The sequence below is a fragment of the Leptolyngbya sp. NK1-12 genome (genome assembly GCF_032598965.1).
Classification (GTDB): Bacteria; Cyanobacteriota; Cyanobacteriia; order Elainellales; family Elainellaceae; genus Elainella.
The window spans coordinates 5,422,121-5,448,960 of sequence record NZ_CP053586.1; the positions used below are offsets into that span (position 1 = coordinate 5,422,121).

Here is a 26,840-nt window from a genome sequence, read left to right on the forward strand (position 1 = left end):
CTATCTGTAGGCATCAAAAGCTAATCTACTTCGAAGGTTGTCTGTGTGGCATTGCTTTGAAAGTCACAGGAGGCGATTCTCTTCGAGACGGCAAAGCCGAACGCACAAACAGGAATTACGGCATAAACTTAAGGTACGGTCTCATGCGACAGATATGCTAAAACTAGACATCTAAAAAGCCAGTTTTAGTCAAAACAATGTGTTCTCACAATCATACATCAATTTACTCAGCTACTGTCTCTTTTCCTTCTTTTTGTTGTTCCTTCCACTGGTTCTCAAACTCCATTGGTTCTAGATAACCCAATGAAGAATGGATTCTCTTCTTTGTGTATACATCATCCAGAAATTTTTCAATCTCCTGATACGGCTCCTCGAAATAGCAGTGTATTTGCGCTGTTTGGCTGCCATAGCTTTGCTCCCTCACTTGGACTCAACTTTACTCTCTCCTCTCTGTCCAGTTTTAGGGATGCACTACAGTTTCTTTCTAAGTGAAAGCGTTTCATCTACAAAACAGTTTCCTGTAGTGTTGTCCTTCCCGAACATGGCATGGGATTGCATGACAGCTGGCAATTAGCTCGTCTAGCTTAGAGCAGATGCATTTTCCCGAGTTGAAGGTGTATATTGGCTACTGTATACTCGCCATTGGCAGTTTGGAAGACTGAGCATGCAGCAAATCCCACCTCTCCCTGCAACAGAAATAGCTTTAGGGGATGTTCGTTCCCTGGAAATCAATCCCCACTGCTGGTATGTGGTCGCTCGCAGTGCAGAGGTTAACACTCAACCCTACGGCATCACGCTGTGGCAGCAGCCCATCGTGCTGTTTCGGGATCGCAATGGTCAAGTGCAGGCTGTAGAGGACCGCTGCCCGCATCGGCAGGTAAAACTGAGTCATGGCAAGGTGATTGGCGACCGATTGGAGTGCGCCTATCATGGCTGGTGTTTTGACGGCACGGGTCGCTGTGTGGCGGTCCCCTATTTGAGCCAGCAGCAAAAGTTGCCCAACTGTCAATTGCAGTCGTATCCTCTCAAAGAACAGGATGGGTTTATTTGGTTGTTCCCTGGCGACGCGGCACAAGCGCAATGGGTGCCGCTCTTAGGCGTACCAGAGTGGGACCATTTGAATTACATTGCCACCGTCTCGGTGATTGAATGTGAAGCGCACTACTCGTTTTTAATCGAAAATTTAATGGACATGTACCATGGCCATCTGCATGAAGAACATCAGGCATGGGCCAATCCAGTCCTGCAAGATTTGTCTGAAACTGACAATCGAGTAGATGCCTATTATCAGGCGCAAAGCTATTACCGGATTGATCACATTTGGTCGATTGCTCAGCTCTTTTTCCCGGCCCTGCGGCAACTTCATCCCGAACCGCTGCATGTTAGCTATGCCTATCCTCACTGGATGGCAACGCTCGGTCAGGATTTCAAGATTTATTGTCTGGTATGTCCTATCCATGCCACCGCGACACGCGCCTACCTGGTGCATTTCACTTCGTTGAATGCCTTCGATAACCTGCACCGCATGCCAATTGCCTTTCGGCGATTCCTGAAAAATCGCCTGTTTGGCTCGGCTCAACGCATGTTAGATGGCTTGGTAAAACAGGATGTGCAGATGATCGAAGAAGAACAGCAGGCGTATTTGAACAACCCCCATCAGCGCAACTATGAACTGAATCGAGCGATTCCTGCTGTACAGCGCTTGATACGTCACCAAGTAGCCAAAGCTTACGAAATCGCAACAGAATAGGGAACAGCAAAAAATCAGCTAGCAAGATAAATTAGGAAATTGAGGCGATGCTAGGAGATGCCATACGGCTCGGAGTAGGAAGCTTGATCGGAACGTTGATTGTGCTGCTTACAACAACTCCAGCCCAAGGTGCCGAGCGCATCTATCTCAAGTATGGTCCGCTGCTGTTTTCACTATCGGTGGAATCATTAGTAACTTTTGTGCATACGGGAGAAATAACCCCCGAATTGGCTCGCTATACCAGTCAGTTGGATCAAAACACCCGCCAGCAGCTCCGCCAAGCCTTGCAGCAGCCCTATAAAATGGATGAAGTTGCCGTTTATCGCATGACCGAAATCCCAGTAGTCGTGGATTTTCTTCAGGGATTGGGTGAAGTGATTAACACCCCTTCTGGGTTGAATGGCTTTTATGCAATTCGCAGCGCTTTGGTGTTGGCGGCAGCCGAGCCGGGTGATTGGACCATGATGGATGTGATTCACCACTTCCCCACCGATATCCGGATTGATGTGGAACGAGCTATGCAGCGATTTCCTGTAATGCCATGAAACGCCGAGATTTTCTCACAACGACTGTTTCTGTTGCGGCGTTGACTTATCTATCGCGCCAAGCAGAGGCGTGGTCTCAGAACCACCATCTGCTTCACAGTAGCCAAATTCACAGAACCTATCCGAGCTGGGCGAGTCGTGATCTGTTTTTGCAGGGCATCAACGCGCCGGTGTTTCAAGAAGTGGATCTGGATAACCTGCCAGTAACGGGAGAAATTCCGCCCGATTTAGCTGGCATGTACGTTCGCAATGGCCCGAATCCCATGTTCCAGCCCATTGCCTATGCCTATCCCCTAGAAGGCGACGGCATGCTGCATGCAGTTTATTTTGAGGCCGGTAAAGCCAAATACCGCAATCGCTGGATTTTGACCAAAGGCTTAACCTATGAGATGCAGGCTAAGCAAGCCTTACCAGAGCTGCGATTCCGCAATTACGCCAATACCCATATCATCGCCCATGCCGGTAAATTATTGGCGCTCTACGAAACCGGATTGCCCTACGAAGTGTCACGCGATTTAGAAACTATCGGTGAATGGAGTTTTAACGGTAAACTTGAACAGGCAATGACTGCCCACCCTAAGCTGGATATAGACACTGGAGAACTTCACTTTTACCGTTACTCTTTTTTTACTGAACCCTATTTAACATACTATGTCGCGAACGCTGCCGGAGAAATTACTCGCACAACAGGAATTGAGCTACCTCAACCGGCGCTGCTACACGATATGGCCCTCAGCGACAATTACGCCATTTTTTGCCATTGCCCCTTAGTGTTTGATTTTCAGCAGGCCATGCGCACTGGAATTCCCTTAGTTTGGCAACCAGAGCAGGGAGCCAGAATTGGTTTGATTTACCGTCACGACTTAGACCGGCAACCGATCTGGATAGAAACCGAAGCGTTTTGGGTCTGGCATTTCATGAACGCATTTGAACAAAATGGGACACTTGTAGTTGACTGTGCCTACTATCCTCAGATGATACTTGAAAATACATTGTCAGCTATTTTGAGTAATAGATCTCAGTTCCAGCGCCTAACGATCAACCTGGACGATCGAACGATTACCCATCAGGCCCTGGACGACCGCAACGTAGATTTCCCTAGTCTGGATCGGCAACAAACCGGGAAACCCTATCGATTCGGCTACATGCCCCATATGGATTTAGAACTGATTGCCCAAAAGGCTATCCCCAATTACTTTCCTGAATTGATTCAATATGATCTGGTGAACCAAACCAGTCAGGTGCACCGCCTACAGCCCGGATGCTACTGCGGCGAAGCAACGGTTGTGCCCAAATCCAACGCTACATCTGCGACAGACCATTACGTTCTGACCTGGGTGTTCAATGAAATGACCCAAACCAGCGATCTGCTAATTTTAGATGCCGCTAACTTTACTGCCGCACCGCTTGCCCAGATCCACCTGCCGGTACGGGTACCGATGGGAACGCATGGGAGTTGGATTGTCGCCGGTGAAGCAGCTTAACTCAACTGCACCACAGGCCGATCATTGATCAGAGTGCGCAGAGTCAGCATGTCTTCGACCGTGATGCGGAGAAAGCGGGATTCATCCACACGAAACAGCACCTTGATCCGATCAGCGCCTGGATAGCCTGGAGGCGTAAGTTGGGCAATTGTTTTGGCATTGCCCTGATCGTTCAAGGGTTTCACGGCAGTTTGTCCGCCGGCCAGTGCACGAGTAACAAGACGGTCGCCATCAAAATAAACCTCGGTGCTGCTGGTTTCGGTGCCGAGTTCGCCAATTACCAACTCGATGCTAGGCTGGTTTTCGGTCGAGGCACCCAGGATCAGCGCCACCGGTTCTGGCATCGGATAGGGCTGGCCTTCTTTAATTAGCGGATGCCAATTGTGGCAGTTGTTGCGCCGGTCCCAATAGCGGATGCCATAGCTGTGATAGAGAAAATCCTTGATTTCGATGCCGCGATTGAGCTGAAGCGCGCCTTGGGCAATCGCCTCAAATGGTTTTTCGGCTCGGATCTTTTCTTCGGGGAAATACTGGTTGATCCAGGTTCGGACTGCCGGAATCTGAGCGGTGCCTCCCACCAGCAGCACGGCATCGATCTCGTCAGAGGTGAGTCCCTGCCGCTGAGCCTGCTGCAACACCTGAGTCATCGAGGCATCCAAGCGCTCGAAAAACTGATGCTGGCGTAACAGCTCGTCAAATTGGTCTCGATTGAGGTGCAGTTCGTAGCTGTCTAGGGTTTCGTCGTTGAAGTAGACTTCGGTGGCTTCGAGTTGTTGCGAGAGCTGGATTTTCAACCGTTCAGCAAGGCGGAGCGTCAAGGGCGACACGGCCAATCCCTGGGTGGCAGCAAAGTGTTCGAGCAGCCAGTGGTCAATATCGGCTCCGCCCAGATTTTGTCCAGCTTTGGCTAACACCCGCGCCAGTTTGGGCCGCTGAGCCGATTCTTCCAATACCCGCTGGCCCCACTTGAGCAAAAAGCCGACGGGCTTGGTCTTGGCTTGCCGGTCGCCCTCTAACCGCACCAAAGACAGATCAAGCGTACCGCCGCCAAAATCAATCACCAGGATATTGCCCTGCGTCGTTAAGCCATAGCCCAGTGCTGCTGCGGTCGGTTCATCCAGCAAACGCACTTCGTTGACGTTGAGCGAGTAGCAGGCTTGGGTCAGCCAGTTGCGATAGGCTTCAAAGCTATCCACCGGCACCGTAAAGACAATCGAATCGACATCATTGTGGGTGGCCTGGAGTTGCTGCAACACCGTTGCTAGAAACCACTGTCCGGCCTGTTCAAAGCTCACGGTGCGTCCATCCAGATCGGGTAAAAAGCCCTGGATATCGGCCCCGATGCCACGCTTAAAGTTGCGGAAAAAGCGCGGATTGCTGCTCAAATCTAAGCCGCGGTCGCGCACGGCCTGTCCGGCCACCACTTCGCTGAGCGTCGCATCTTCCACATAAATCAGGCTGGGAATCAGCGGCGGATTGTCGCCCAGCTTTTGTGATAATCCCGGCAGGGCCAAGGTTTCTGCTTCCTGGGTAACGGCATTCCAGCGAACAACGACCGTGTTACTAGTACCAAAATCAACTGCGTAAACCATAACCTTTCAGACAGCCAACAATCCGAACAGTGCCTTTCCTATTGTTGCAGTGAAAGGAAACAGTGAATACGAATTTGTCCTGGCGAGCCAAGCTCAGCGGGACTGAGTCATCAGCCAATTGCCGACCTGCGACTGATCCTGTTCTCGGCTGAGCCGCAGTGCCTGTTCCAGAACATCCATTGTCAATCCAGGCAATAGCTTCGATTGGTCGATCCGCCGACTGCCGCGTTCAATCATCTCAAAGGCGTAAATAATCATCTGCTCCACATCCACGGCCCAATATTCGGCAACTCCGGCTTCTTCATATAGGGTTCGCTTGACGGTACGGTCATCGACAATCGTGGTTTTGCCAATTTCAATCACTAAATCCGGCGGACCATAGCAGTCTAGATCGACAATATTAGTCCCATTCGGAATCAATTTTGCTCGCGCCCCAATGTAGTACGCTAAATCCGGCTGAAACTCCTGCTTGCCCTGCTTGCGAAACGAACAATTATCTAGCACCGTCAGCGGAATGCCTTTGAGAACCGAAAACAAGTAGACGCCAAAGCTAATCGTGCCATGGTCTCTTCCGTGGTCGAATCCAACTGGCAGCATCTCAATCCTCATCCACCCGTCTAAATAGTAACCCTTTGCCTTCTCGTAACCCGGTTGCTCTACCTGCTGGAGATATTCCTCCCAGGTGGCCTGGACCCAGGTATCAGTCGGCAGAGTGGTTTGTAGCTCGTTCATCGCATCAACTTCACTATCACAAGTTCATGATCACCAGCAGCTGGATCGAGAAATATCGAGAAATCGAGTTGGCTTACAGTGTAGCAATCGCTCTCAGTCCTTGCACCAATCGTCCCATGCCTTCAGCTACCGTATTGGGCTGTAATGCTCCGTAGGCCACCCGCAGGTAACAGCCCTGTTCCATGCCAAAGGTTGTACCGGGAATCACCGCGACCTTGTGCTCACGGATCAACCGTTCTACCAGTTCAAACGCATTGAGCTGAGTATGCACCTTCAGCAGAAAATAAAACGCCCCCTTGGCAGGCGGAATCAGGCAAATATCCCGAATATCTGCTAGTTGCTCTAGACTGATCTGCCGCACCTGAGCCAGTGTTTCCAGATGACGACGGCAATAGTCTACACCCGCCTGCAACGCTCCTACCGCCGCGTACTGAGAAATGACTGACGCACAGATCACAATCGTATCTTGAATTTTCTCGACGGATGTAAGGAGCTGGGCTGGCAGCACCATATAGCCAATCCGCCAGCTCGCAAATCCATAGGCTTTGGAGAGGGAAAACAGCGAAATGGTATGGGCATTACTGCCAGGAATCGAACCAGGAGAGAAAGGGGACACACCATCGTAGGTAAAATATTCGTAGGCCTCATCGTGAATGTGATAGAGTCCCTGCCTTCGACACAGATCGTTCACCGCTCGCAAATCAGCCTCTGGATACACAACGCCGGTGGGATTGTTGGGAGAGACCGTGACAATCGCGCAAGTTTTGGGAGTAATGGCGGCTTGAATTGCCTCTAGTCGCAGTTGGTATTGCTCGTCGGTGGCAACCACAACTGGATGACAGTCAGCCATTTGTACCGCCATTTCGTGATTAAAGTAGAAGGGCTTTTGCAGAATTATTTCATCGCCAGGATCGGTAATTGCCATGACTGCATTGACAAATCCCATATTGCTGCCTGCGGTCACTACAACTTGGCTACCTTCATCTACTGCAATGTTATTTTCTGTTTTCAGCTTTGTTTCAATCGCATGCACAAGATCTGGGATGCCAACTACCGCTTGATATTTATGATGCTCAGGCTTTGCAAGAAAGCGATTAATTTGGGCAATTGCTTCGGGTGGAGGGCCATAGGACACGACGCCTTGCCCCAGCGAAATGGTGCCCGGATTCTGTTTAATCAAATTTCCAACCACTGGAATGATCGGTGATTGCACAGCCTGCATCCGCAATGATTCGCGATTTGTCATGCTTCCTCCCGATCGCGTCCAGTGCCGACCATCCTACTACATTATTTGAGCAAATTAATCCATCATTAGTCAGCAGCTCAATCAATTATTGGCTAGATCCCAAAATGCCTTTACCCCAACTCAATCCGGCGGATGGGCTGGATTGGTTTAGGCTGCACCAACTCAGCGGTTAAATTCACCTGAGCAGAAGATCGGGGTGATTCTAGCTGAATCGAGCGAATGAATCGAACGGGTTGGGGCGCTTGAGCCATCAACTGCATCGGATGCCGATCAGGATCAGTTGGAGCATTGGTGGTGATTAGAGATGGTTGAGAGAGCAAAAATAGGGTGGAAAGCAGAAGTGACGGTTTCATAAGTTTTGCCTCGATCTGGGGTAGAGCTTGCAACAAGGGATGAATATTGAATACTATGAAGGGAAGAAATTGGGTGATATTTAGCTGTAAATTGGTGGAGCTGTGCTGCTCTGGATTGCACTTAATTGGCACTGTACGTTTACCGTTCTCATCTAATCAGAGATACGTTTCATTTACCGCTCATTCCGTATATCGCTAGCGATTCCTGACCTTTCCCTGACTTTCTGTTCAGGCAGGTTTGAACCTGACTTCTGACCCCCGACTTCTGACTTCTGACCCCCGACCCCCAACCCCTGACCCCCAACTCCTGACCCCCTCACTGTAAAGTCAGCTTAAAGTCAGGCAAAAAGTCAGGTTTAGGGGGAAGCGCTCTATTTTGGCTGAAGAGATGAAATAGAGGAGTGTTACCAATTCCGGAATATGTGAATTTTCTGTGTGTCTACGTCTATAGGTCCAGATTTTAGTGTTTAGGTTTGTAGGAAATCCCCCCTTCCGCAGCAACATTTACCCCCATACGGCTGGAGTCCGTCACTTAATGAAAGAAATTAATATTGAAACTGCCTTGGCGCTAGTCCGAGAGATTTTGGGACAGAATCGTCTGACTGAGGTGCAAGAGGCCGTTTTTCGGGGCGTGTGGAATCATGCTTCGTATCAGGAGATCATCGATGCAGCGGCAGAGCATGGCTTCTACTATAGTTTGGGACATTTGAAGAATACCGGCTCTGAGCTGTGGCAGGCGTTATCAGAAGCGCTTGGTGAACGAGTCACCAAAACCAATTTGCGAGAGGCACTCACTCGTTATCAACAGCAGCATCACCATACTACTCAACAGGATTGGGGTGAAGCCGTTGCCCCGGCGAGCTTCTATGGTCGCGTTGAGGAATTGGCAACGCTGCAACAATGGTTGGACCACTGCCGCGTGATTAGCATTCTTGGCATGGGCGGCATGGGTAAAACCTCCCTGGCGGTTCGGTTGGCGGAAACGGTTCTAGAATCTCCTGGAGTAGAAACTTCTGACCATTCCCCAGCTCGTTTCTCGAAGCTCTTCTGGCGTTCGTTGATCAATGCTCCACCGCTAGAAGAAATCCTGAAGGATATGCTTCAGTGTATTTCTAATCACCAGGAGCTTGAGATTCCAACTACGCTAGAAGGAAAGCTGGCTCAAGTACTACACTACCTGCGGCAAAATCGCTGTCTGCTAGTGCTGGATAATCTGGAATCGGTGTTGCAGAGCGGCAGTTCTGCCGGGGCATACCGTCCGGGCTATGAAGACTATGGCCTGCTGATTCAGAAAATTGGCGAAGCTGAGCATGCAAGCTGCCTGATTTTGACCAGCCGCGAAAAACCGCGTGAAGTGGCCCGATTAGAAGGACTCAATTCGCCGGTCCGCTCTTTTCCGCTCAAGGGCCTGACGACTACCGCCAGTCGAGCTATTTTTGACAGCAAGGGCTGCTTTGGCGCGGGCGAAGCCGACTTGCAAACGGTCTGCGCTCACTATGCTGGCAATCCATTAGCGCTGAATATCCTAGCCTCAGGCGTGCAGGAACTGTTCGATGGCGATATGAGCGAGTTAATGCCATTTCTGCACCAGGGCTATCTGCATTTCGACGATATCAACGATGTACTCACTCGCCAATTTGAGCGCCTGTCCGTCGCCGAACAGGACGTGATGTATTGGCTGGCCGTGAATCGGGAACCTGTTTCCCATGCAGAATTAGCGGCGGATATTGTCGCTGTTCCGGTGAAGCAACAGCTCCTGGATGCGCTGCAATCCCTAGGACGGCGCTGTTTGGTGGAGCGGAGTGAAAAACAGTGGTCGTTGCAGCCAGTGGTGATGGACTATGTCACCAATCGCTTGATTTGGCAAATTTGCCAAGAAATTCAGCAGCAGCGGTACCAGCTCTTCGGCAGTCATGCTCTGTTAAAAGCGCAGGGGAAAGACTACATCCGGCAAGCCCAGAGTGCGTTGATTCTTCAACCTTTGATTGACTGCTTGCTGTCCCACCTCGGCAGTCACAAAAACATCGAGTATCAGCTCAAGCAGTTACTAGAAAAACAGCGGGTAGAAGCACCCCTACAGCCCGGTTATCTGGCTGGAAATGTGCTGAATCTGTTGCAGCAACTAGGAGCCGATCTGAGCCGCATCGACTGTTCCTATCTGGCGGTCTGGCAGGCTGATTTGCAGGAAGTCAAATTACATCAGGCCAATTTTACCCAGGCATCCTTTCACAAAACCGTGTTCAGCCGGACGTTCGGTACCGTACTAGCGGTGGTGTTCAGCCCTGATGGTGAAACGATGGCAACCAGCAACGCCAACGGCGAGATTCATCTTTGGCGCGTGTCCGATGGGCAGTGTGTGCTAACCTGCAAGGGCCATACCAACTGGGTCCGGCGCGTTGCCTTTAGCCCTAGCGGCAGAATCCTTGTCAGCGCCAGCGAAGATCGCACGATTCGCCTTTGGGATACCCAAACTGGGCACTGTATGCGCACGCTTGTGGCAGAAACCCACTGTGCCTTTTACGTAGCGGCCTTCAGTCCCGATGAACAAATCTTGCTCAGCGGCGGGGATGACCAGATAATTCGCTTGTGGGATTGGCAAACGGGCAGTTGTCTGAGGAAATTGCGCGGTCATACCGATTGGGTGCTATCGGCATCATTTAGTCCAGACGGTTCCCTGATTGCGAGCAGCGGTGCCGACAAAACGATTCGGCTGTGGGATGTTGAGAACGGCGAATGTCTGCGGGTGTTGACCGGCCATACTAACTGGGTCGTACCCGCTTCGTTTACTCCCGATGGTGAGCGCCTCGTTAGCGGTAGCCTTGATCAAACCATTCGCATCTGGGAAGTACAGACCGGCCAGTGTCTGCGGGTTCTGCGGGGCCATAGCCGCTGGATTTGGGCGGTGGCATTGAGTCGGGATGGGCAGCGAATTGCCAGCGGCAGTGAAGACCGCACGATCAAAATCTGGGACATGCAGGGCAACTGTTTGCGCACGATTCGCGGCCATACCGAACAACTCTGGACGGTCAGTTTCCACCCCGATGGGCAACGGCTGGCGAGCTGCGGCGAAGATGGCACCGTGCGGATTTGGAATGTTCAGGATGGTAAATGCCTGAAGGTGATTCGCGGCCATAGCGACTGTATTCGCTCAGTGGTATTTGATCCCAGCGGTCGGCAATTGATTAGCAGCGGTAAGGATCAGCTAGTGCGGATTTGGCATCTGCCTTCAGAGCAATGTCTGCATACCCTGGCCGGCCACACCAGTTCGGTGCTGTCGATCGCGCTGAGTCCAGATGGCAAGACTTTAGCAAGCTGCGGTGAGGACCACACAATCAAGCTGTGGGATCTGGAGCGGCGGATCTGTCTGCGCACGCTGACTGGACATCATGGCGGCGTTTGGTCGGTGGCCTTTAGCCCCGATGGTCGCACGCTGGCGAGCGGTAGTTTTGATCAAACCATCCGGATTTGGGATTGGCAAAGCGGTACCTGTTTGCAAGTGGTGGAGGGGTATGTGACGAAAACCGGATTGATTTCCTTTAGCCCCGATGGTACCTATGTGGCCGCTGCCAGTAACAACCGCAATATTCACATGCTCAATTTGCAGGATAGCAGCCAGTCCTATTATCTGGAAGGGCATGTCAACTGGGGCCGAACGGCAGTTTTCAGTCCAGATGGCTCGCTGCTCACCACCGGTGGCATCGATGAAACGATTCGGATTTGGGATCTGTCCACTCGTCAATGCATCAAAATCCTGACAGGGCACCAGGGTTGGATTCTAGCCGTCGCCTTTAGCCCCGATGGACGCTGGTTAGCGAGCGCTAGCTGTGACCATACGGTAAAAATCTGGGATGTGCAGCGCGGTGAGTATGTCAGAACCCTGAAGGGCCACAGCAACTGGGTCTGGTCCGTTGCCTTTAGCCCCGATGGCGGTCTATTAGCCAGCGCAGGCGAGGACGGCATAATTCATCTTTGGGATTGGCAACAGGGCCATTGCCTCACCAGTCTGCGGTCGAAACAGCTCTATGAAGGCATGAACCTGACTGCAGCCACCGGACTTACCTTGGCGCAGCAAGTAGCGCTGAAAATTCTGGGTGCGGTAGACCTACCTGGCCAACATCCGCTCGCAGCCCATCCCACAGAACAAACCATTGGAGCCTAGCTGCGCTCAACTCTCACACTGTTCATCTGTCACACTGTTCACCTGTAGGATGATTCACCATGAAAACGTTTGTCCCCACATCGGTCAGCAAGACATCTCGGCAGGAAGACACCTGGACGCTAGTGCCCAAAGCAAACCAACCCTTACCCGCAGGGCTGAACGGCCATGTGTTTGTCGTTGCTCCGCTACCTCCCCCAGAGGATCAGCCCAAACGGGGAGAACGGGCCTTTCCTAACGGGGATGGCCTGATCTACCGCCTCAGTTTTGAGAATGGAACGGCTAAATTAACGACGGCGATTGCTAAAACACCCTGCTACTATGCCGATCTGGCAACCCAGTATGACAAACACTACAAATCTCTGGCCTTCCGCGATGGCGGCGTAGTGCGGATGAGTTTAGCCCTGGGTTCACGCAATCAGCTCAATACCGCGTTCCTAAAGATGAACCGACGGCTGCTGATCACCTATGATGCCGGTCGTCCCTACACGCTTGATCCGCAAACGCTAGAAGTTGTAGAGCCGATTGGAGCAACCAAAGACTGGATCATAATTCTGGGTGGACTGCTGCCAATTTCCAATATCTTTCAGCCCTATTCTGGGTCAGCCCATCCGGTTTGCGTGCCGCCCAAACAGCCGAACAGCGGACAACAGCCAGATGAAGGGTTTATCGTCAACTATTCATCGGGCTATAACGGTAAATTCAAAGTTCCAGTCAACAGAGTCCTGAATCGATTTTTTGGAGGAATGAATCGGCTCAAGCTGGAGCGCAAACGCCTGCTCGAACATGACGAGAAAATGGATAGTAACGAATATTGGGGCAGGTTTACTGATTTGATTCGCTATAAATCTGTTGCAGATGCCGATCAGACTCAGCCCGAATACGAGGTTGAACGCTGGCGCTTACAATTGCCGAATGGTCAACCAGTGGTGATCAAGCAGTCGGTGCATCAGATGGGCATTACCGAGAAGTTTATCATTCTAGGCGATCTGCAATTTGGTTTAGAATATTCTCAAATCTTTTCGCCCTATATTCTCAGCTTTATTTGGTCGCGTGGCTTTAATCGTCTCTCCCATTGGATTAAAAATCCACTCGGTGAATGGTTGTACTCGGTATTCCTTCAGTTGCTTGAGTCTGCTCCTTTCACAGATTTCTATCTAATCCGCCGCGATCAGCTCGATGATCCCAAGTATCCAAGCTGCCAAGCAAATCAGCCGCCCCAGCCGCTAGTCGCCACCAAGATTTCTCTGCCGCGCACGGTATCTCATTTTGCGGTTGACTATGCAGATTCAGAGAAACTAATTTTCCATGTCGGACACCACAACGGCCTCGATCCAACCGAATGGATCAACCAATTTGATCAGCCAGTCACCCGCCAACCCGGGAAAGATTATCTACGCAAAGATTTGCAGGGATTCTTAGTTGGCACCACCGATCTGGGTTCGTTTGCTCGCTATGAATTTGATCCTGAAACTGGTGCACTATTGAAGTCTGAAAGTGTGAGTGACGCTGGTCTGGATGAATCGGAACCGAACTCGTCGCTGCCTACTGGGGCTAATACCTGGCTACCTTCGGTCTACACCCATCGGAATTTATTGGATCAAGCGGATTCGAATACTGTGCAACATATCTATTGGACAAGCTGGGGTTTCTCTTGGGAACTGATTCCGCAGCGGATTTATGATGCCTATCGAGACCGCGAGTATCGGGAAATTCCCTTGGAACAGTTGCCCGATCACGATGTTCCGCCGACACTTTTGTGTTTAGATACCACCAGCATGACGATTGCCGATGCCTATGCGTTTCCAGAAGGCCATGCGGCCTATTCACCGCAGTTTATACCCAGTACTGTGGAGTCCCAGGGTACACCAGCTTCGCGGCATGGGTTCATCGTTTGCGTGGTGCTGAGCGATCATCCAGACGATCCGGAACAGCCCCAGGATGAATTCTGGATCTTCGATGCCAGTTGTCTGCACCAAGGCCCAATTTGTAAACTGCACCATCCTGCACAACCGCTCAATTTAGGCGCAACGCTGCACTCGACTTGGCTTTCTGCGGATGAATTTGCGACTTATCGGTATTCTGAACAAGAGCGTTTACATCGGCGGGAACAATCGGTAAAACAGGATTATCAAGAGGCAGTTGTAATTGCCGAATCGCGAGGCAAACAAAGAATCAAAGATCTGTTTGAAACGATTATCTACCCCCACTTTGTTGCCCAAACGAGCGAAGCCAAGCTGATCGCGCATCTCAAGCATTCAACTCAATCTGCATCAGCAGATGTAGCACCCGCTGACGATAGCTCAGCCTACTCCGCCATTCCCCCAAACGGATCTACGCCTGCTATCTCCGAAAACGGATTAGTCAGTTCAACTACTGATGCTGCCGCAACAGCTGATCAATAAAATGCTGCTAAGTTGAATTCGGCGTCCAGATTCTGTCAAGGTCTTGCTTCGCGGTAGCTGCATCAATTTGTTCACGCTGATGATACTATTAACGTTGCGTTTACCTTCTTCGGAATCATCTCTATCTCTATAATAGGTACATGCAGTATATACAAGTAAGCCTTGATGATATCCCTCATCCATCACACTGGCGAGAGTAAGATTAGGGTAATATCCTCACATGAGGTGGTTGTGATGGTAGACGCTCCCCTGTATCTACTGTTCGCCTCGTTGATAACTACTGCCGAGCCTACAAGTACTTGTTCAGCGATGTCCGTAGTTTTGAAGCCTTTGAGTATCTACACCTGGGCTTGGTTGCCCCCCTGCCCCGCAAGACGCTACGGCATCAAAGGTTAATTCACGTGCCCAGGAGCAGATAGTATTCCAATTGCCACGGCTGTGCTCAACGCCTTACGGCATCAAAGGTTAATTCACACCGAGCCTGTCGCCGGTGAGCACACCTGATTTGAGGGTGCTCAACGCCTTACGGCATCAAAGGTTAATTCACAATAGCCGACTTTAATTTACCCATTTTTTTATGATGTGCTCAACGCCTTACGGCATCAAAGGTTAATTCACGTTCTTATATTGGCTGGTTAACTCTGTCAAAAATCCGTGCTCAACGCCTTACGGCATCAAAGGTTAATTCACCTGCTCTCTCATAGCGGCCGCTTGGTCGTTTGCCGGTGCTCAACGCCTTACGGCATCAAAGGTTAATTCACACCAGAAGGATGTGATTGCTCTGATTCGGCAATCCTAGGTGCTCAACGCCTTACGGCATCAAAGGTTAATTCACTGCCAGCCCAGCTTGGCGAAGGCCCGCCGCAGTGGTGCTCAACGCCTTACGGCATCAAAGGTTAATTCACCCCTAGACGTGTTTGATACGATTCGCGGCTCTAGTGCGTGCTCAACGCCTTACGGCATCAAAGGTTAATTCACCAGCAGTTGATTGTCTAGGGCTACTTGGTTCATCTGTGCTCAACGCCTTACGGCATCAAAGGTTAATTCACATGATGAGTTAGCAATGGTAATCGCTTTCCTTGCAGTGCTCAACGCCTTACGGCATCAAAGGTTAATTCACCGAAATGGTGAGATTTTATACGGAATCCGACTATAGAGTAACACTATAGAATGAAGGGATGGGACGCACAATTACGCTAAAAAATCACCTCAGTGACGAGGAACTCAAAGCTCGCTACCAAAGTAGCACCGACCCCGTTGAGTCGCGACGCTGGCACTTACTATGGTTAGTTTCACAACGATGGTATCTCCTCGATGCTGCTGAAAGTGTGGGTGTGAGCTATTCTTACGCTCGTAAAGTTGTTTACGCATACAACCAAGACGGGGTTGAAACGATTGCGAATCGACGACGAGGACGACAAATGACCCGTCGTGCCCTCTTGAGTGCGACGCAACAAGCAGAACTCGACCAAGCGTTGCAATCTCCTCCTGCTGATGGTGGGCTATGGAGTGGACCGAAAGTGGCACAGTGGATTGCCCAGAAAACAGGACGAGCGCAAGTTCACCCGCAGCGAGGATGGGATTACTTGCAACGACTTCACTACAGCGGGCAGCGCCCACGTCCTCGTCATGCCAACGCGGATGAGGCGGCTCAAACTGCCTTTAAAAAAACTTGCCGCACCGAGTCGAGCAGTTGAGACAAGCGTATCCAACGGCTCAAGTTGAAGTATGGGCATTTGATGAACATCGCTTGGGACTCAAACCGATTCTTCGTAAAGTCTGGTCGAAACGAGGACAACGCCCAATCGCAACAGTGCATCATCGCTATCAATGGCTCTACCTGTATGCGTTCGTTTGTCCTCACAGTGGATTGACCCAGTGGTTTATCCTCCCCAGAGTGAGTGTGGCTTGGTTCAACCGAGCCTTGCAGGAGTTTGCCGAAGCAGTCGGGGCAGGAGACAACAAACAGATCTTATTGGTGATTGATGGAGCTGGGTGGCATCGAGCTAAACAGGTTGTGGTGCCACAAGGCATTCATCTGGAATTCCTGCCTCCCTACTCTCCAGAGTTACAACCGGCCGAGCATTTGTGGCAATTGAGTGATGAACCGTTAGTCAATCGCAAGTTTGAGAACTTGGATGCACTCGAAGAAGCTTTAGCATCTCGTTGTAACATCCTTTCAGCCATGCCGGAAGTCATTCGTCGGCACACGCTATTTCACTGGTGGAAGGAGGCATAAAATAGTGTCACTTTACTACCCGGATTCCGTATTAATATTTTAGGTTAGATTCGTGCTCAACGCCTTACGGCATCAAAGGTTAATTCACAATCAATATAGCCCAGTCTCTATATACCAGTGAAATGTGCTCAACGCCTTACGGCATCAAAGGTTAATTCACAGGGGCGGAATGGGTCGCGGTTCACGTCGATTGGGGTTGTGCTCAACGCCTTACGGCATCAAAGGTTAATTCACGCTGGCAAAATAGCGATCCAGCCAATGCGAATCCAGTGCTCAACGCCTTACGGCATCAAAGGTTAATTCACATCCGCGAACCGTTCCGCCTTGTTCGCCCAGTGGGTGCTCAACGCCTTACGGCATCAAAGGTTAATTCACGGGTGTACTGGGATGTCAGGCAGAATACCTTTATTGTGCTCAACGCCTTACGGCATCAAAGGTTAATTCACTGTTAGGGACTCTCCCAGTACGTACTTACCCAACAGTGCTCAACGCCTTACGGCATCAAAGGTTAATTCACGCGTGGAGTAGTGGCGTATTGTTTAACGGCTCTAGCTAGTGCTCAACGCCTTACGGCATCAAAGGTTAATTCACTCGTATGTTCCGTTGTTAGGTACACGAACAACCTGTGCTCAACGCCTTACGGCATCAAAGGTTAATTCACGATCAACTACCCTATAATCCGCCAAATTCATCTGGTGCTCAACGCCTTACGGCATCAAAGGTTAATTCACCAGTACTCGGCATTACTGAGGCTAGCACCGGCGATGTGCTCAACGCCTTACGGCATCAAAGGTTAATTCACTCTGGTGTGAATTTTCGTACTATTGGTTTGGGTAGAGTGCTCAACGCCTTACGGCATCAAAGGTTAATTCACTTAATAAAATAATGTGGACGCAACCTGGCTCAAATGTGCTCAACGCCTTACGGCATCAAAGGTTAATTCACACGGGGGAAACATGGCACGACCGGAAAAACTGAAAGTGCTCAACGCCTTACGGCATCAAAGGTTAATTCACGGTAGGCAATGCCCTGGAGCGAATAAAGAGAATTGTGCTCAACGCCTTACGGCATCAAAGGTTAATTCACCGATCAAGTCGTTGTTTACCTTTGCTGCCAAGTTGCGTGCTCAACGCCTTACGGCATCAAAGGTTAATTCACGAATAGATTATCACAGAACTTGCTCCAAAGATCATGTGCTCAACGCCTTACGGCATCAAAGGTTAATTCACAATGTGCCGGATGCAAAGCCAATGGCAGGACTGATCGTGCTCAACGCCTTACGGCATCAAAGGTTAATTCACGCAATGGTCAGGAGCTTGCGTCTCGATTTTTTATAAGTGCTCAACGCCTTACGGCATCAAAGGTTAATTCACCGTAACAACCTGTCTAAACAGGGTATATACCAACTCGTGCTCAACGCCTTACGGCATCAAAGGTTAATTCACAAAAACGATCCGGTGTACCCAAGGATAACACGAGATGCTCAACGCCTTACGGCATCAAAGGTTAATTCACTCCGTCGAGACTGCCGATCGAAACATGCGCGTCAGATGCTCAACGCCTTACGGCATCAAAGGTTAATTCACCCCTGCGGTCGTAAAGGGGTTGATCGGCTGAAATCATGCTCAACGCCTTACGGCATCAAAGGTTAATTCACCTTCGTTTTCAGGCTCTTCACTTCGCCCAACAACTATGCTCAACGCCTTACGGCATCAAAGGTTAATTCACTCGCCACCCTGACGCACCTGATAAAGCGCCGAGATATGCTCAACGCCTTACGGCATCAAAGGTTAATTCACGGAATGGTTCCGGCACTAAACGCTGCGGCCTGCTATGCTCAACGCCTTACGGCATCAAAGGTTAATTCACCTGATCTGTTAGTGCAGACTTAATCGACTCCTTAAATGCTCAACGCCTTACGGCATCAAAGGTTAATTCACCCTATGATTGCCAAAGTCTTAGGTTGGTTGATAAAATGCTCAACGCCTTACGGCATCAAAGGTTAATTCACTCCGGTAATCTTTATGGCACTAACGGCAGTACAAATGCTCAACGCCTTACGGCATCAAAGGTTAATTCACCTGATTAGTGCTTCTCGTAGTCTGCCTTGAGTTGATGCTCAACGCCTTACGGCATCAAAGGTTAATTCACTTTTTCTGACGACCAAAAATCCAATATGGAGCTTTTATGCTCAACGCCTTACGGCATCAAAGGTTAATTCACGTTTCGGGTTTATAGAGTCGCTGCGCTGCCAGCAAATGCTCAACGCCTTACGGCATCAAAGGTTAATTCACTCCTTCAAGCCAACCCGTATAACCCTGAGTCAGGATGCTCAACGCCTTACGGCATCAAAGGTTAATTCACAATTGCCGTTTTTCTGACTGAAAATTCCAGCATTCTATGCTCAACGCCTTACGGCATCAAAGGTTAATTCACCACGGGGACAGGCTGATCGTTCCGTTTGGTATCGGTTAATGCTCAACGCCTTACGGCATCAAAGGTTAATTCACTTGTTAAAAACTGCCCGCTCCAACTTGGTGTAATTATGCTCAACGCCTTACGGCATCAAAGGTTAATTCACTCCTGCAATATTTAAAACTCGCTGAGTCTCAACATATGCTCAACGCCTTACGGCATCAAAGGTTAATTCACATACACGTTTTGCCAAAGCAGTTTCGCGCCCGTGGATGCTCAACGCCTTACGGCATCAAAGGTTAATTCACCGCTAGACGAGGTTTTAAGCCCCGTCCAAAAATAATGCTCAACGCCTTACGGCATCAAAGGTTAATTCACTTGACGCCGAATTGAGCAAGTGAGTTTGCAATATTATGCTCAACGCCTTACGGCATCAAAGGTTAATTCACCTTCAACAATAGGAGGGAGTTCTAAGGGGTCAATAAATGCTCAACGCCTTACGGCATCAAAGGTTAATTCACTTCCACGTTTTCTTTTTCTTGAGATCTATAGGTAATGCTCAACGCCTTACGGCATCAAAGGTTAATTCACCCAAAGCTGCTTGTTAAAAAGTCCAACATCAACAATGCTCAACGCCTTACGGCATCAAAGGTTAATTCACAGCTTGTCTGCTGTTTCGTTAACCCAATGCGTAATATGCTCAACGCCTTACGGCATCAAAGGTTAATTCACCCCATTAAATACCCATCTTTTGCAGATCGTGCGTATGCTCAACGCCTTACGGCATCAAAGGTTAATTCACACGGGGTCAAGTCGAGGTTGTGAAGGATCACGAGATTATGCTCAACGCCTTACGGCATCAAAGGTTAATTCACCACTTGAAAAACCACAATCCGAAAACACGCTAGAATGCTCAACGCCTTACGGCATCAAAGGTTAATTCACAATTGCCAAGTCCAATATCAAAAATCTGAGCCAGATGCTCAACGCCTTACGGCATCAAAGGTTAATTCACCAGTGGAATATCATTACGAGTTTGTTCAATTACCTATGCTCAACGCCTTACGGCATCAAAGGTTAATTCACGTCACCCGCACCGAGCAGGCAGGCAATGAGACAATATGCTCAACGCCTTACGGCATCAAAGGTTAATTCACGGCGCGTCTTGGACCTTGCTTTCTGTCTAGTTTTGACAGTAGATTTTCAAGGTTCAGGCGCATCATTATCATTTCACGAGCTACTGTTTTATTTTAACCGAAATCCCATCCTCACGATCCAGTATTCATCAGCCTTTCACCTCCTTCAAGCATCTCCATCGGTCTATAAACTCCTCAAACCTAGACAGAGCAACCCTTTGCTCAGACGAGCTTGAGCCGTTGATGCAAACATCCAGAGGTGCTTGCATCAAAAAATCCGGTGGCAGTCTTCAGGAATCACCCAGCTCTCTGGACGATTGCAGCTTTGAATCCGTTGCACACAGCGATCGCACAATCCAGCAATCAGCAGACTATCCTCCTCCTTGAGAATCTTCTCCAGTTCCCAGCGTAGCTTTTCCCGGTCGCGCGTCGTCAAGCGGCAGCGGAAGATCGAGTATTGCAGACTTTCACCATAGCCCTTCAGCAGTTTAAACACTCGTCGCCAGCGTTTTGGGTCACGGATATCGTAGCAGATCAGGTAATAGTTTTTAGTTTCTGGCATAGAGCACCTCAGCGAATCACCAGATGACCAAACAAGTTCCCTTCATCCATCCATTCCTTCTCCAGCAGCCGCACCTCCAGCTCCATCAAGCGGCGATAGGTGAGGGAATATTTGAGAATTGGGTGTTTCCAGGTTTCCTGCTTGCGGCGCTCATACAGATTAATAAACTTGCGGCGTCCGCTGTCGCTCAGCCACACCTGATTTCCGTGCACCTCAAAATCCTCCTTAATATCCCACTGTCCTCGATTCACCGCTCCTATCACCGGCATATCCACCAGCGGCACCCGGAAGATTTCCATCAGATCCAGTCCCAACGGCGGCGCTTGGGTACGCGGTTGATGATAGAAGCCAAGGACAGGCTCCAACCCCACCACCAGAATGCTGTTAATCACATCCTTCAGCAGCAGCGCATAGCCGAAGCCCAGCAGCGCATTAAACCGATCCCGCGGCGGGCGACGATTGCGACCATTAAATCGCAACTCCGCCGGAACAGGGTCTCCAATCAAACAAGGTAAAGCTCCGAAGTAAAGCGATGCCAAATTTCCTTCTAGCCCCAGCAGCCGGTCCAACGATTCGGCTTGCGGCACCAGTCTCAGCAGTCGCTCCATCTGGTCAATCGTCTGCTGCAATCGCTCCGCGGCCTGATTCAGATTGCGCTGTCCTCGCATCAAGAATCGGCGTTGGCTTTGACCACGACACAACACTAGTTGCCGCGCCAGCTTCAAACTCATATCCGGCTTGCTCAAGGCTCGGTACTGCCGGATGCGCCGCTGAATACTGCCCTGTCGAGTATTAAAACTGCCGAGATAGCGTCCGCCGCCAGAAATAAAATGCACCCCAATTTGCTGCTCGGCACAGAAATACAGCGCTTGGGTTGAAATCTGCGAGTAGCTGTGCAGCACAATCTGCCCCACCTGCCGCGCCGGTAAGGTGATTGCTGATTCATCCTTGCGGTTGATTTTAATCTGGTCGCCACTCCTACCCACACAAGCGCCCGGTTCCAGGATATGAATAATCTCGCGATCATCATCTTCGGGAAACAGCCGCGTCGGTTGCGTTGCTTCATCTTGGGTAAATTGGGCAAATTGGGCAAATCGCGTTTCTTCCGGTAGACAAACCGGCGCCAGCGAACAGCGAACACATAAACGCTCATTGCTCGTCACGGGTGGACGCTCGGTAGAACAACGCAGTTGACGAGCCTGTTGAATTGCCTGCCGCACCTCCTGCCGTCCCTGCTCATCCAGCGGTACCTTCACCAGCACATTATCGGCATGGTAACGAATTCGACCTTCTGTCACCGTGATGCCCAGAGCTGCTTCAATCAAACAGGCATAGGCAAGAATTTGCAGCCGGTCGCTGTCCCATGCTTGCGGTTGATTATGTTCATCCCGACGACAGCGTCCCCGCTTATGCTCGTAGGGAATCGTTTGACCGCTGCGGGTTCTGAGGGCATCCACCTTGCCTCGTAGCCCCAGCGCTTCACTTTCCAGCATCAAAGATTCATACTCATCCCCTTCCTCTTTTTCGATCTCCACATGCAGCCTGCGTCCGGCAAATACAGCATCATCCTGCGCGTAGAGTTCTTCCACTTCTTCGAGATAAAACAAACGCGGACAGTAGGCTAGGGCATGTAGTGACGATACTCGCAGCGTTTCTTGCCCAGAATCAGGTAACTCTAAACCATTCATAGCGAAAAATAATTTGGGAAAATAATAAGAACAAAAGAATGAACTATAGTTGATTGACGATTAACCAATACAGAAACGAATCAGATGATTCCGCAAACAGCAATTCTGTAATTCTACGGTTTTTAAGATAGTAAATACAAATGTATTTCTGTAGACTCAAGCTTGACAATCGCAAATCACTGGCTTCTTACCCTTGAAACTGCTGCATCAGCCACTGCCCCACCTGTGACTGATCCGTCTCCCGGCTCTGCTGAAGCGCTTGCTCCAAAATCTCCATTCTCAATCCAGGTAAAACCTTCGATTCATTAATGCGGCGACTGCCTCGCTCGATCATTTCGTAGGCTAAAATCTGCACCCTCTCAACATCCAAAACCCAATACTCAGCGACACCGAGGCTTTCATAGAGTTCGCGTTTAGCGGTACGGTCATCAATGATGCTGGTTTTGGCGATTTCAATTACCAAATCTGGAGGCGGATACTGATCGAGGTCGATTATTGTCGTACCGCTAGGAATAATCCGAGCATTTTCCCTTAGGTAATAGGAGACATCCGGCTGACATTCCTGCTTGCCTGCTTTGCGATAGGTACAGTTGTCTAACCTTTCGCAGCAATGCTTTTCAGTGTTGCAAATAAACTAACTGCAAAGATAATCAGAGTATGATCGCCTGCGTGATCACTGCCGACTGGCAGTATCTCAATCCGCATCCACCCGTCTAGATAGTAACCCTTCGCCTTTTCGTAACCTGGCTGCTCGATCTGCTGCAAATAGTCTTCCCAGGTGGCTTTTACCCAGGTATCAGTAGCGGGTAAGATTTGAGCGTTAGTCATGGCATAAATTTCACGCTTGGCATGCCGGAGAATTTGCTTATAGTGTAGCAAGGTAAGCTGCAAAGCAATGAACAACGCCTGATGGCGATCAGAGGTGTAATACACAGAAACACTATGATTAGCTCGATTTCTTGCTGCGTTTGGTTTTAGTAGCAGGCGCTGCGGGTGGTTGAATGGGTATCCAACATGCATCTGTGAATGCATCACCAGGTTCAGCAATTGAGAAGCGCTGAAATATTCCTTGCGTCGTTTGGCGATTGATCCAAACGGGTAAACTGATCAATCCACGTAGGTCTTTAACCAACCAGCGAATCTCACCATCCGCCTCTCGATAGGCTCGAATCCCATTTACCATTGCCCAAGATTCACCCAAGCTCAGACCACCGAAACGAGTGATTTGTTCTGGTGTAGAGAGGGCGATAGCAACCCGTTCCACTAGCTTTAAGGTGGCTGATTCTTCACTAGAGTCGATCTGAACCACTGCCTGTAAATCGGTTAGCAGTTCGTGGTAGTTCGGCTTGGAGAACTTGCTGGTGGGATAGATACCCATGTGATCACGGCTGAATTTGTGATGACGTTGCTTACGCACAATGCGCGAGATGGGTGGATCATTCCCAATCATGCCAATCGCCAGTTTCACCCCCACATGCGCCATCATGTTCACTTCACCAACGAGCGAGAGCAACAATCCGTAAACGGTGGAGGGAGGTGGATAGCGATAGGTTTCCTTAAAGTCTCTAGCAAAGCTGCGCGGAAAGCTCGTACAGGGACAATCGAGATAGAGTTGCATAGTTTGATTTATCTTGATTACTGGTAAACGTTACAACGATGACCAATTTTGATGACTAAGATGACTAGCTGGTCTTCCTCAAGGCGGTAAATGATCCGATAGTCTCCCACTCGTATGCGCAGTCGCTCATTCCCGTTTTTCAGTTTTTTGCTGTCTGGAGGACGAGGATCAACTGAAAGGGCGTCAATTTTGGCCGCAATACGTCGTTGAACATCCTGCGGGAGTTTAAGCAGTTCTTTTTGGGCCGTTTTCAAAAACTCAATACGATAACGGCTCACAAGTTCAACTCCTGCTTAACCTCTCCCCAGGAGACCCGTTCTTGGTTATTGGGATCGGCTTCTGCCAAAATGGCATCTTTTACATCCAGCAAGTCTTCTAGCTCGTCAGCGTCAATAATGACCAACTTGCCCTGAATAATTTGAGTTAGAAACTCCTCAGTGGGTAAGTTAAACTGCTGGGCTAGAGCAGTGATACCATCCAAGACTTCACTAGAAACAGATAGGGAACTCATGGGACAGACTCCTAAGTTAAGCAGTTTGAGGAATCGTTAGCTTTTGTTTCGCTGCCGCGATCGCTTCTTTGACTCCACGATAAACCTTTACCTCCAAGTCTGCTAACATTTCCCCATAGGGCGTATCTGCAATTTCGCCACCGACAATCAATTCGTTCGCTTTCACATCACCGACTTCCACCAACCGCACCAAGCGAGTACATCCTACTGAATCTCCGACTCGCTTGAAGATATCCATAATCCAAGGGCTGGGATCTTCCGTAACGCGAATCACAATCGATTCAGGACGGAAATCGTACAGAAACCGGGCATGATTACCGCCAACATGACGCACAGCTCCAATTGCATCCAATGCCAGTGCAGCTCGGTTCGGGTCTTTCAAGCTATCAGGCGTGAGGGCAATCGTGTACTGATAGGCCGTGCAGTGGACTTCGGTGCTGTGGATCGAAGTTTTGCCTTTCTCACCACCCTTGGAGCCAAAGGCAATGTCGCCCCAGTAGGGGTCAAGGCTAATGGCACGGCTGATTTCTAAAGCACCACGGCGCTTAGTAGTGGCATCTTTATTATCTTGCCCCTTCTTAGCATCCATATAGCCAAACAGATCATCGTCAATATATTTCTCAGCACTAAACTGCTCACTCTTAAAGCTGTATTTATCCCTGTCCGAATCGAAAGTGCGGTTAGTGGCAGACTCATTGTGGTTCTGAAAATACTCCCGCAGTCCCCAACGAATTGCTTCTGCACTCACCGTAGTGTACTGATCATTGCCACGAGTAATTTTTTGCAGCGTTGATAATGTACTGCCGTCTCCTTCTCCTCGGTTATTGGCAGCAACAGCCGTAGCGGTGACAATGGTGGCAAACAAATGCATAGACATGATAATTTCTCCTAATGAATCAATTGAATAAATTACAGAACGTTAGCGGTTTCTTCGATTGGTTGCTCGGTCAATTCTTGTTCAATCACAATTTCTTCCTCTTTCGATTTGCCTTTGTAGGTAGCAATCGCTAGCAGTGTCAAATCCCGTGCCTTCCGCCAGTTTGCTTCTTGGTGCAGCCACCAAAAAATCTGGGGTCCTGACGCTCTCGCGGCTTTACTGCGGAACTGGCTCAAGAAATCTACCAGTGCTGTGGCAAATTCCTGCTGCGTGCTCGGACGCTGCAAGCGATAGATTACCTTATCGGTGACTTGTCCATAGTCAAGCGGTCGTCCTTGCCGGTTAGCTTGTTGAATTTGATCTCGCAGATAGGCACTAAAAGCACCCTGCACTGCATCAAACAGCACTTGTTCATCGGGCGTTAAGTGTTCAGTCATCACAATCAGTCCTCTTCGATCTTCTGGATAAATTGGGGTTGCTTTGCGAAACTCGAAAAAGCCGCTGTACCAAGCTTGGTTGGCAATCAAATTGTCGCTAATCCAAGCTAGGACTTTGGATTCTGCCAGCCAGGTGCCGTTACCGTCTTGCCGCAGTTTGACCCTGGGCGGTAGCAGGCGGGAGGCAATTTCATACAAGCCCAAAACTTGGTCGCTCACCTGCACTCGATGCACCACTTGCTTCAGGTAAGATTGATTGCCATCCCAAGGCTGGCTACCCAATTGATACACTTCACAGTAATCCACCCGAAACAGTTGGGAATCTTCCACCAGCTTTTCCTGTAACAAAAAGTGCAAAGCAGATTCCCCAGCACTGCTGGAGCGAAAACTGCGATAGGTGCGTCCTGGCATTCGCCGCCGTAGGTTAACCCATTGCTTCAGGTTGCGGACTTCCGGAATCACCAAGGCTGAACGATATCCTGGCAGTTGGTAATAGCCACAGGCAAGCGGCAGAAACAGCAACGCCAGAAACCCGGTGGGCGATTCCATGTAAGCCCCGTTCACGAAGCATTCCACTAATCCGGGTAGATGATGCCCCTTGAGCGGAATTTCTGATTTGAATGCGCCCTTACTGTTGAACGCTTCTTTAACATCACGGGTGTAGTAGCAATCAATTACGGGACGATAATCAATCCGAATTTCTGGCTTATCCTCTTCGATGAGGAATGTGAGCGGAACAGTTTGTTTCTCTCGATTACGCTGTTTGCTGTGCTGCAAAAACGTGGCCATCACGCCTTCGGTGAAGATGTAGCGCCCCTGCTCATCTAGTTTGAGGGCAGGCACTTCTAGATACCCCTGTTCTGCACGATAGGTTTGTTGCAGCAACCATTGCACCGCTTCCAGATCGCTGCCTTCCCAGGCTAATGTCACAGCATCTTCTGTAACCTGCCACTGCAACGGTGCATTGGATGGGTTCATCACCGATAAGGCTAGCGCCAACCCTGCAATTCCAGCTCGGTGGGGTAATAGCGTGTTGGAGTCAAAAATCGATAGCGTAAGTTCTGACAAAATAATCACCTCCAGTCATTACGATC

The 26,840-nt window shown here is 49.8% G+C and carries 20 protein-coding genes, 1 pseudogene and 2 CRISPR repeat arrays; of the genes and pseudogenes, 8 read left to right on the forward strand and 13 right to left on the reverse strand.

Translation table 11 applies throughout. From position 1 onward, the window contains the following. Positions 1–664: 664 nt before the first annotated feature. From HJG54_RS23025 to HJG54_RS23035, 3 genes are read left to right on the forward strand one after another with little or no spacing between them, the layout of a single operon-like run. The gene (locus tag HJG54_RS23025) at positions 665–1,750 is read left to right on the forward strand and encodes an aromatic ring-hydroxylating dioxygenase subunit alpha (RefSeq protein WP_316431589.1); all 1,086 of its coding nucleotides are present in this window, start codon (positions 665–667) and stop codon (positions 1,748–1,750) included. 47 nt (positions 1,751–1,797) lie between these two features. Next, positions 1,798–2,295 carry an alpha/beta hydrolase gene (locus HJG54_RS23030; protein ID WP_316431590.1) on the forward strand — a complete coding sequence of 166 codons (498 nt, stop codon included), beginning with the start codon at positions 1,798–1,800 and terminating at the stop codon, positions 2,293–2,295. Then, the gene (locus HJG54_RS23035) at positions 2,292–3,779 is read left to right on the forward strand and encodes a carotenoid oxygenase family protein (RefSeq protein WP_316431591.1); all 1,488 of its coding nucleotides are present in this window, start codon (positions 2,292–2,294) and stop codon (positions 3,777–3,779) included. Before HJG54_RS23030 ends, HJG54_RS23035 begins: the two co-directional genes overlap by 4 nt. Here HJG54_RS23035 and HJG54_RS23040 read toward each other — a convergent pair. The 4 genes from HJG54_RS23040 to HJG54_RS23055 form a co-directional block, all read right to left on the reverse strand. After that, positions 3,776–5,371, reverse strand: a complete 1,596-nt coding sequence (locus HJG54_RS23040) for an Hsp70 family protein (RefSeq protein ID WP_316431592.1) — start codon at positions 5,369–5,371, stop codon at positions 3,776–3,778. The genes HJG54_RS23035 and HJG54_RS23040 overlap by 4 nt on opposite strands. A gap of 93 nt (positions 5,372–5,464) precedes the next feature. Next, entirely contained in the window at positions 5,465–6,103 is a 639-nt protein-coding gene (locus HJG54_RS23045; RefSeq protein WP_316431593.1) for a Uma2 family endonuclease, read from the reverse strand. A 73-nt stretch (positions 6,104–6,176) separates the two neighbouring features. Continuing rightward, complete coding sequence (locus tag HJG54_RS23050) at positions 6,177–7,349, reverse strand: pyridoxal phosphate-dependent aminotransferase (protein ID WP_316431594.1); 1,173 nt, start codon at positions 7,347–7,349, stop codon at positions 6,177–6,179. A 110-nt stretch (positions 7,350–7,459) separates the two neighbouring features. After that, the gene (locus HJG54_RS23055; RefSeq protein ID WP_316431595.1) at positions 7,460–7,702 is read right to left on the reverse strand and encodes a hypothetical protein; all 243 of its coding nucleotides are present in this window, start codon (positions 7,700–7,702) and stop codon (positions 7,460–7,462) included. 535 nt (positions 7,703–8,237) lie between these two features. On the opposite strand from HJG54_RS23055, the gene HJG54_RS23060 reads away from it, so the two are divergent. From HJG54_RS23060 to HJG54_RS23075, 5 genes and pseudogenes are all read left to right on the forward strand, one after another. After that, entirely contained in the window at positions 8,238–11,861 is a 3,624-nt protein-coding gene (locus HJG54_RS23060) for an NB-ARC domain-containing protein (protein ID WP_316431596.1), read from the forward strand. 59 nt (positions 11,862–11,920) lie between these two features. After that, positions 11,921–14,263, forward strand: coding sequence for a carotenoid oxygenase family protein (locus HJG54_RS23065; RefSeq protein WP_316431597.1), 2,343 nt, complete (start codon positions 11,921–11,923; stop codon positions 14,261–14,263). A 242-nt stretch (positions 14,264–14,505) separates the two neighbouring features. Continuing rightward, a pseudogene (locus tag HJG54_RS35525) lies at positions 14,506–14,643 on the forward strand (IS701 family transposase); the annotation flags it as partial. Positions 14,644–14,701: 58 nt separating this feature from the next. After that, a CRISPR array of direct repeats spans positions 14,702–15,384; the repeat unit is 36 nt; unit sequence GTGCTCAACGCCTTACGGCATCAAAGGTTAATTCAC. 57 nt (positions 15,385–15,441) lie between these two features. Then, positions 15,442–15,960 (forward strand): helix-turn-helix domain-containing protein, encoded by a 519-nt coding sequence (locus HJG54_RS23070; RefSeq protein WP_316431598.1) that lies wholly within the window; start codon positions 15,442–15,444, stop codon positions 15,958–15,960. Beyond that, positions 15,957–16,502, forward strand: coding sequence for an IS630 family transposase (locus HJG54_RS23075; protein ID WP_316431599.1), 546 nt, complete (start codon positions 15,957–15,959; stop codon positions 16,500–16,502). Before HJG54_RS23070 ends, HJG54_RS23075 begins: the two co-directional genes overlap by 4 nt. A 52-nt stretch (positions 16,503–16,554) precedes the next feature. After that, positions 16,555–20,074: direct repeats of the CRISPR family, unit length 36 nt; unit sequence GTGCTCAACGCCTTACGGCATCAAAGGTTAATTCAC. Positions 20,075–20,321: 247 nt separating this feature from the next. Here HJG54_RS23075 and cas2 read toward each other — a convergent pair. The 9 genes from cas2 to cas8a1 form a co-directional block, all read right to left on the reverse strand. Then, positions 20,322–20,615 carry a CRISPR-associated endonuclease Cas2 gene (gene cas2 / locus HJG54_RS23080; protein WP_316431600.1) on the reverse strand — a complete coding sequence of 98 codons (294 nt, stop codon included), beginning with the start codon at positions 20,613–20,615 and terminating at the stop codon, positions 20,322–20,324. Positions 20,616–20,623: 8 nt separating this feature from the next. Then, the gene (locus HJG54_RS23085) at positions 20,624–22,303 is read right to left on the reverse strand and encodes a type I-MYXAN CRISPR-associated endonuclease Cas4/Cas1 (protein WP_316431601.1); all 1,680 of its coding nucleotides are present in this window, start codon (positions 22,301–22,303) and stop codon (positions 20,624–20,626) included. Positions 22,304–22,490: 187 nt separating this feature from the next. Further along, complete coding sequence (locus tag HJG54_RS23090) at positions 22,491–22,934, reverse strand: Uma2 family endonuclease (protein ID WP_316435659.1); 444 nt, start codon at positions 22,932–22,934, stop codon at positions 22,491–22,493. Further along, positions 22,898–23,236, reverse strand: coding sequence for a hypothetical protein (locus HJG54_RS23095; protein WP_316431602.1), 339 nt, complete (start codon positions 23,234–23,236; stop codon positions 22,898–22,900). Before HJG54_RS23095 ends, HJG54_RS23090 begins: the two co-directional genes overlap by 37 nt. A 13-nt stretch (positions 23,237–23,249) precedes the next feature. Continuing rightward, positions 23,250–23,921 carry a CRISPR-associated protein Cas5 gene (gene cas5, locus HJG54_RS23100; RefSeq protein WP_316431603.1) on the reverse strand — a complete coding sequence of 224 codons (672 nt, stop codon included), beginning with the start codon at positions 23,919–23,921 and terminating at the stop codon, positions 23,250–23,252. 17 nt (positions 23,922–23,938) lie between these two features. Further along, complete coding sequence (locus HJG54_RS23105) at positions 23,939–24,199, reverse strand: type II toxin-antitoxin system RelE family toxin (protein ID WP_316431604.1); 261 nt, start codon at positions 24,197–24,199, stop codon at positions 23,939–23,941. Continuing rightward, positions 24,196–24,432, reverse strand: coding sequence for a hypothetical protein (locus HJG54_RS23110; RefSeq protein ID WP_316431605.1), 237 nt, complete (start codon positions 24,430–24,432; stop codon positions 24,196–24,198). The genes HJG54_RS23105 and HJG54_RS23110 overlap by 4 nt, the downstream gene beginning before the upstream one ends. Before the next feature lie 16 nt (positions 24,433–24,448). Beyond that, entirely contained in the window at positions 24,449–25,309 is an 861-nt protein-coding gene (gene cas7i / locus HJG54_RS23115) for a type I-B CRISPR-associated protein Cas7/Cst2/DevR (RefSeq protein WP_316431606.1), read from the reverse strand. Positions 25,310–25,341: 32 nt separating this feature from the next. Next, positions 25,342–26,814 carry a type I-MYXAN CRISPR-associated Cas8a1/Cmx1 gene (cas8a1, locus tag HJG54_RS23120; RefSeq protein ID WP_316431607.1) on the reverse strand — a complete coding sequence of 491 codons (1,473 nt, stop codon included), beginning with the start codon at positions 26,812–26,814 and terminating at the stop codon, positions 25,342–25,344. Positions 26,815–26,840 lie beyond the last annotated feature (26 nt).

Bases quoted from the DNA above. Each gene is read 5' to 3' on its own strand.
- HJG54_RS23110 (WP_316431605.1), bottom strand. From the start codon at position 24,432: ATGAGTTCCCTATCTGTTTCTAGTGAAGTCTTGGATGGTATCACTGCT.
- HJG54_RS23065 (WP_316431597.1), top strand. From the start codon at position 11,921: ATGAAAACGTTTGTCCCCACATCGGTCAGCAAGACATCTCGGCAGGAA.
- HJG54_RS23040 (WP_316431592.1), bottom strand. From the start codon at position 5,371: ATGGTTTACGCAGTTGATTTTGGTACTAGTAACACGGTCGTTGTTCGC.
- HJG54_RS23085 (WP_316431601.1), bottom strand. From the start codon at position 22,303: ATGAATGGTTTAGAGTTACCTGATTCTGGGCAAGAAACGCTGCGAGTA.
- cas5 (WP_316431603.1), bottom strand. From the start codon at position 23,921: ATGCAACTCTATCTCGATTGTCCCTGTACGAGCTTTCCGCGCAGCTTT.
- HJG54_RS23045 (WP_316431593.1), bottom strand. From the start codon at position 6,103: ATGAACGAGCTACAAACCACTCTGCCGACTGATACCTGGGTCCAGGCC.
- HJG54_RS23060 (WP_316431596.1), top strand. From the start codon at position 8,238: ATGAAAGAAATTAATATTGAAACTGCCTTGGCGCTAGTCCGAGAGATT.
- cas2 (WP_316431600.1), bottom strand. From the start codon at position 20,615: ATGCCAGAAACTAAAAACTATTACCTGATCTGCTACGATATCCGTGAC.
- HJG54_RS23035 (WP_316431591.1), top strand. From the start codon at position 2,292: ATGAAACGCCGAGATTTTCTCACAACGACTGTTTCTGTTGCGGCGTTG.
- HJG54_RS23070 (WP_316431598.1), top strand. From the start codon at position 15,442: ATGGGACGCACAATTACGCTAAAAAATCACCTCAGTGACGAGGAACTC.
- HJG54_RS23030 (WP_316431590.1), top strand. From the start codon at position 1,798: ATGCTAGGAGATGCCATACGGCTCGGAGTAGGAAGCTTGATCGGAACG.
- HJG54_RS23025 (WP_316431589.1), top strand. From the start codon at position 665: ATGCAGCAAATCCCACCTCTCCCTGCAACAGAAATAGCTTTAGGGGAT.
- HJG54_RS23050 (WP_316431594.1), bottom strand. From the start codon at position 7,349: ATGACAAATCGCGAATCATTGCGGATGCAGGCTGTGCAATCACCGATC.
- cas7i (WP_316431606.1), bottom strand. From the start codon at position 25,309: ATGTCTATGCATTTGTTTGCCACCATTGTCACCGCTACGGCTGTTGCT.
- HJG54_RS23055 (WP_316431595.1), bottom strand. From the start codon at position 7,702: ATGAAACCGTCACTTCTGCTTTCCACCCTATTTTTGCTCTCTCAACCA.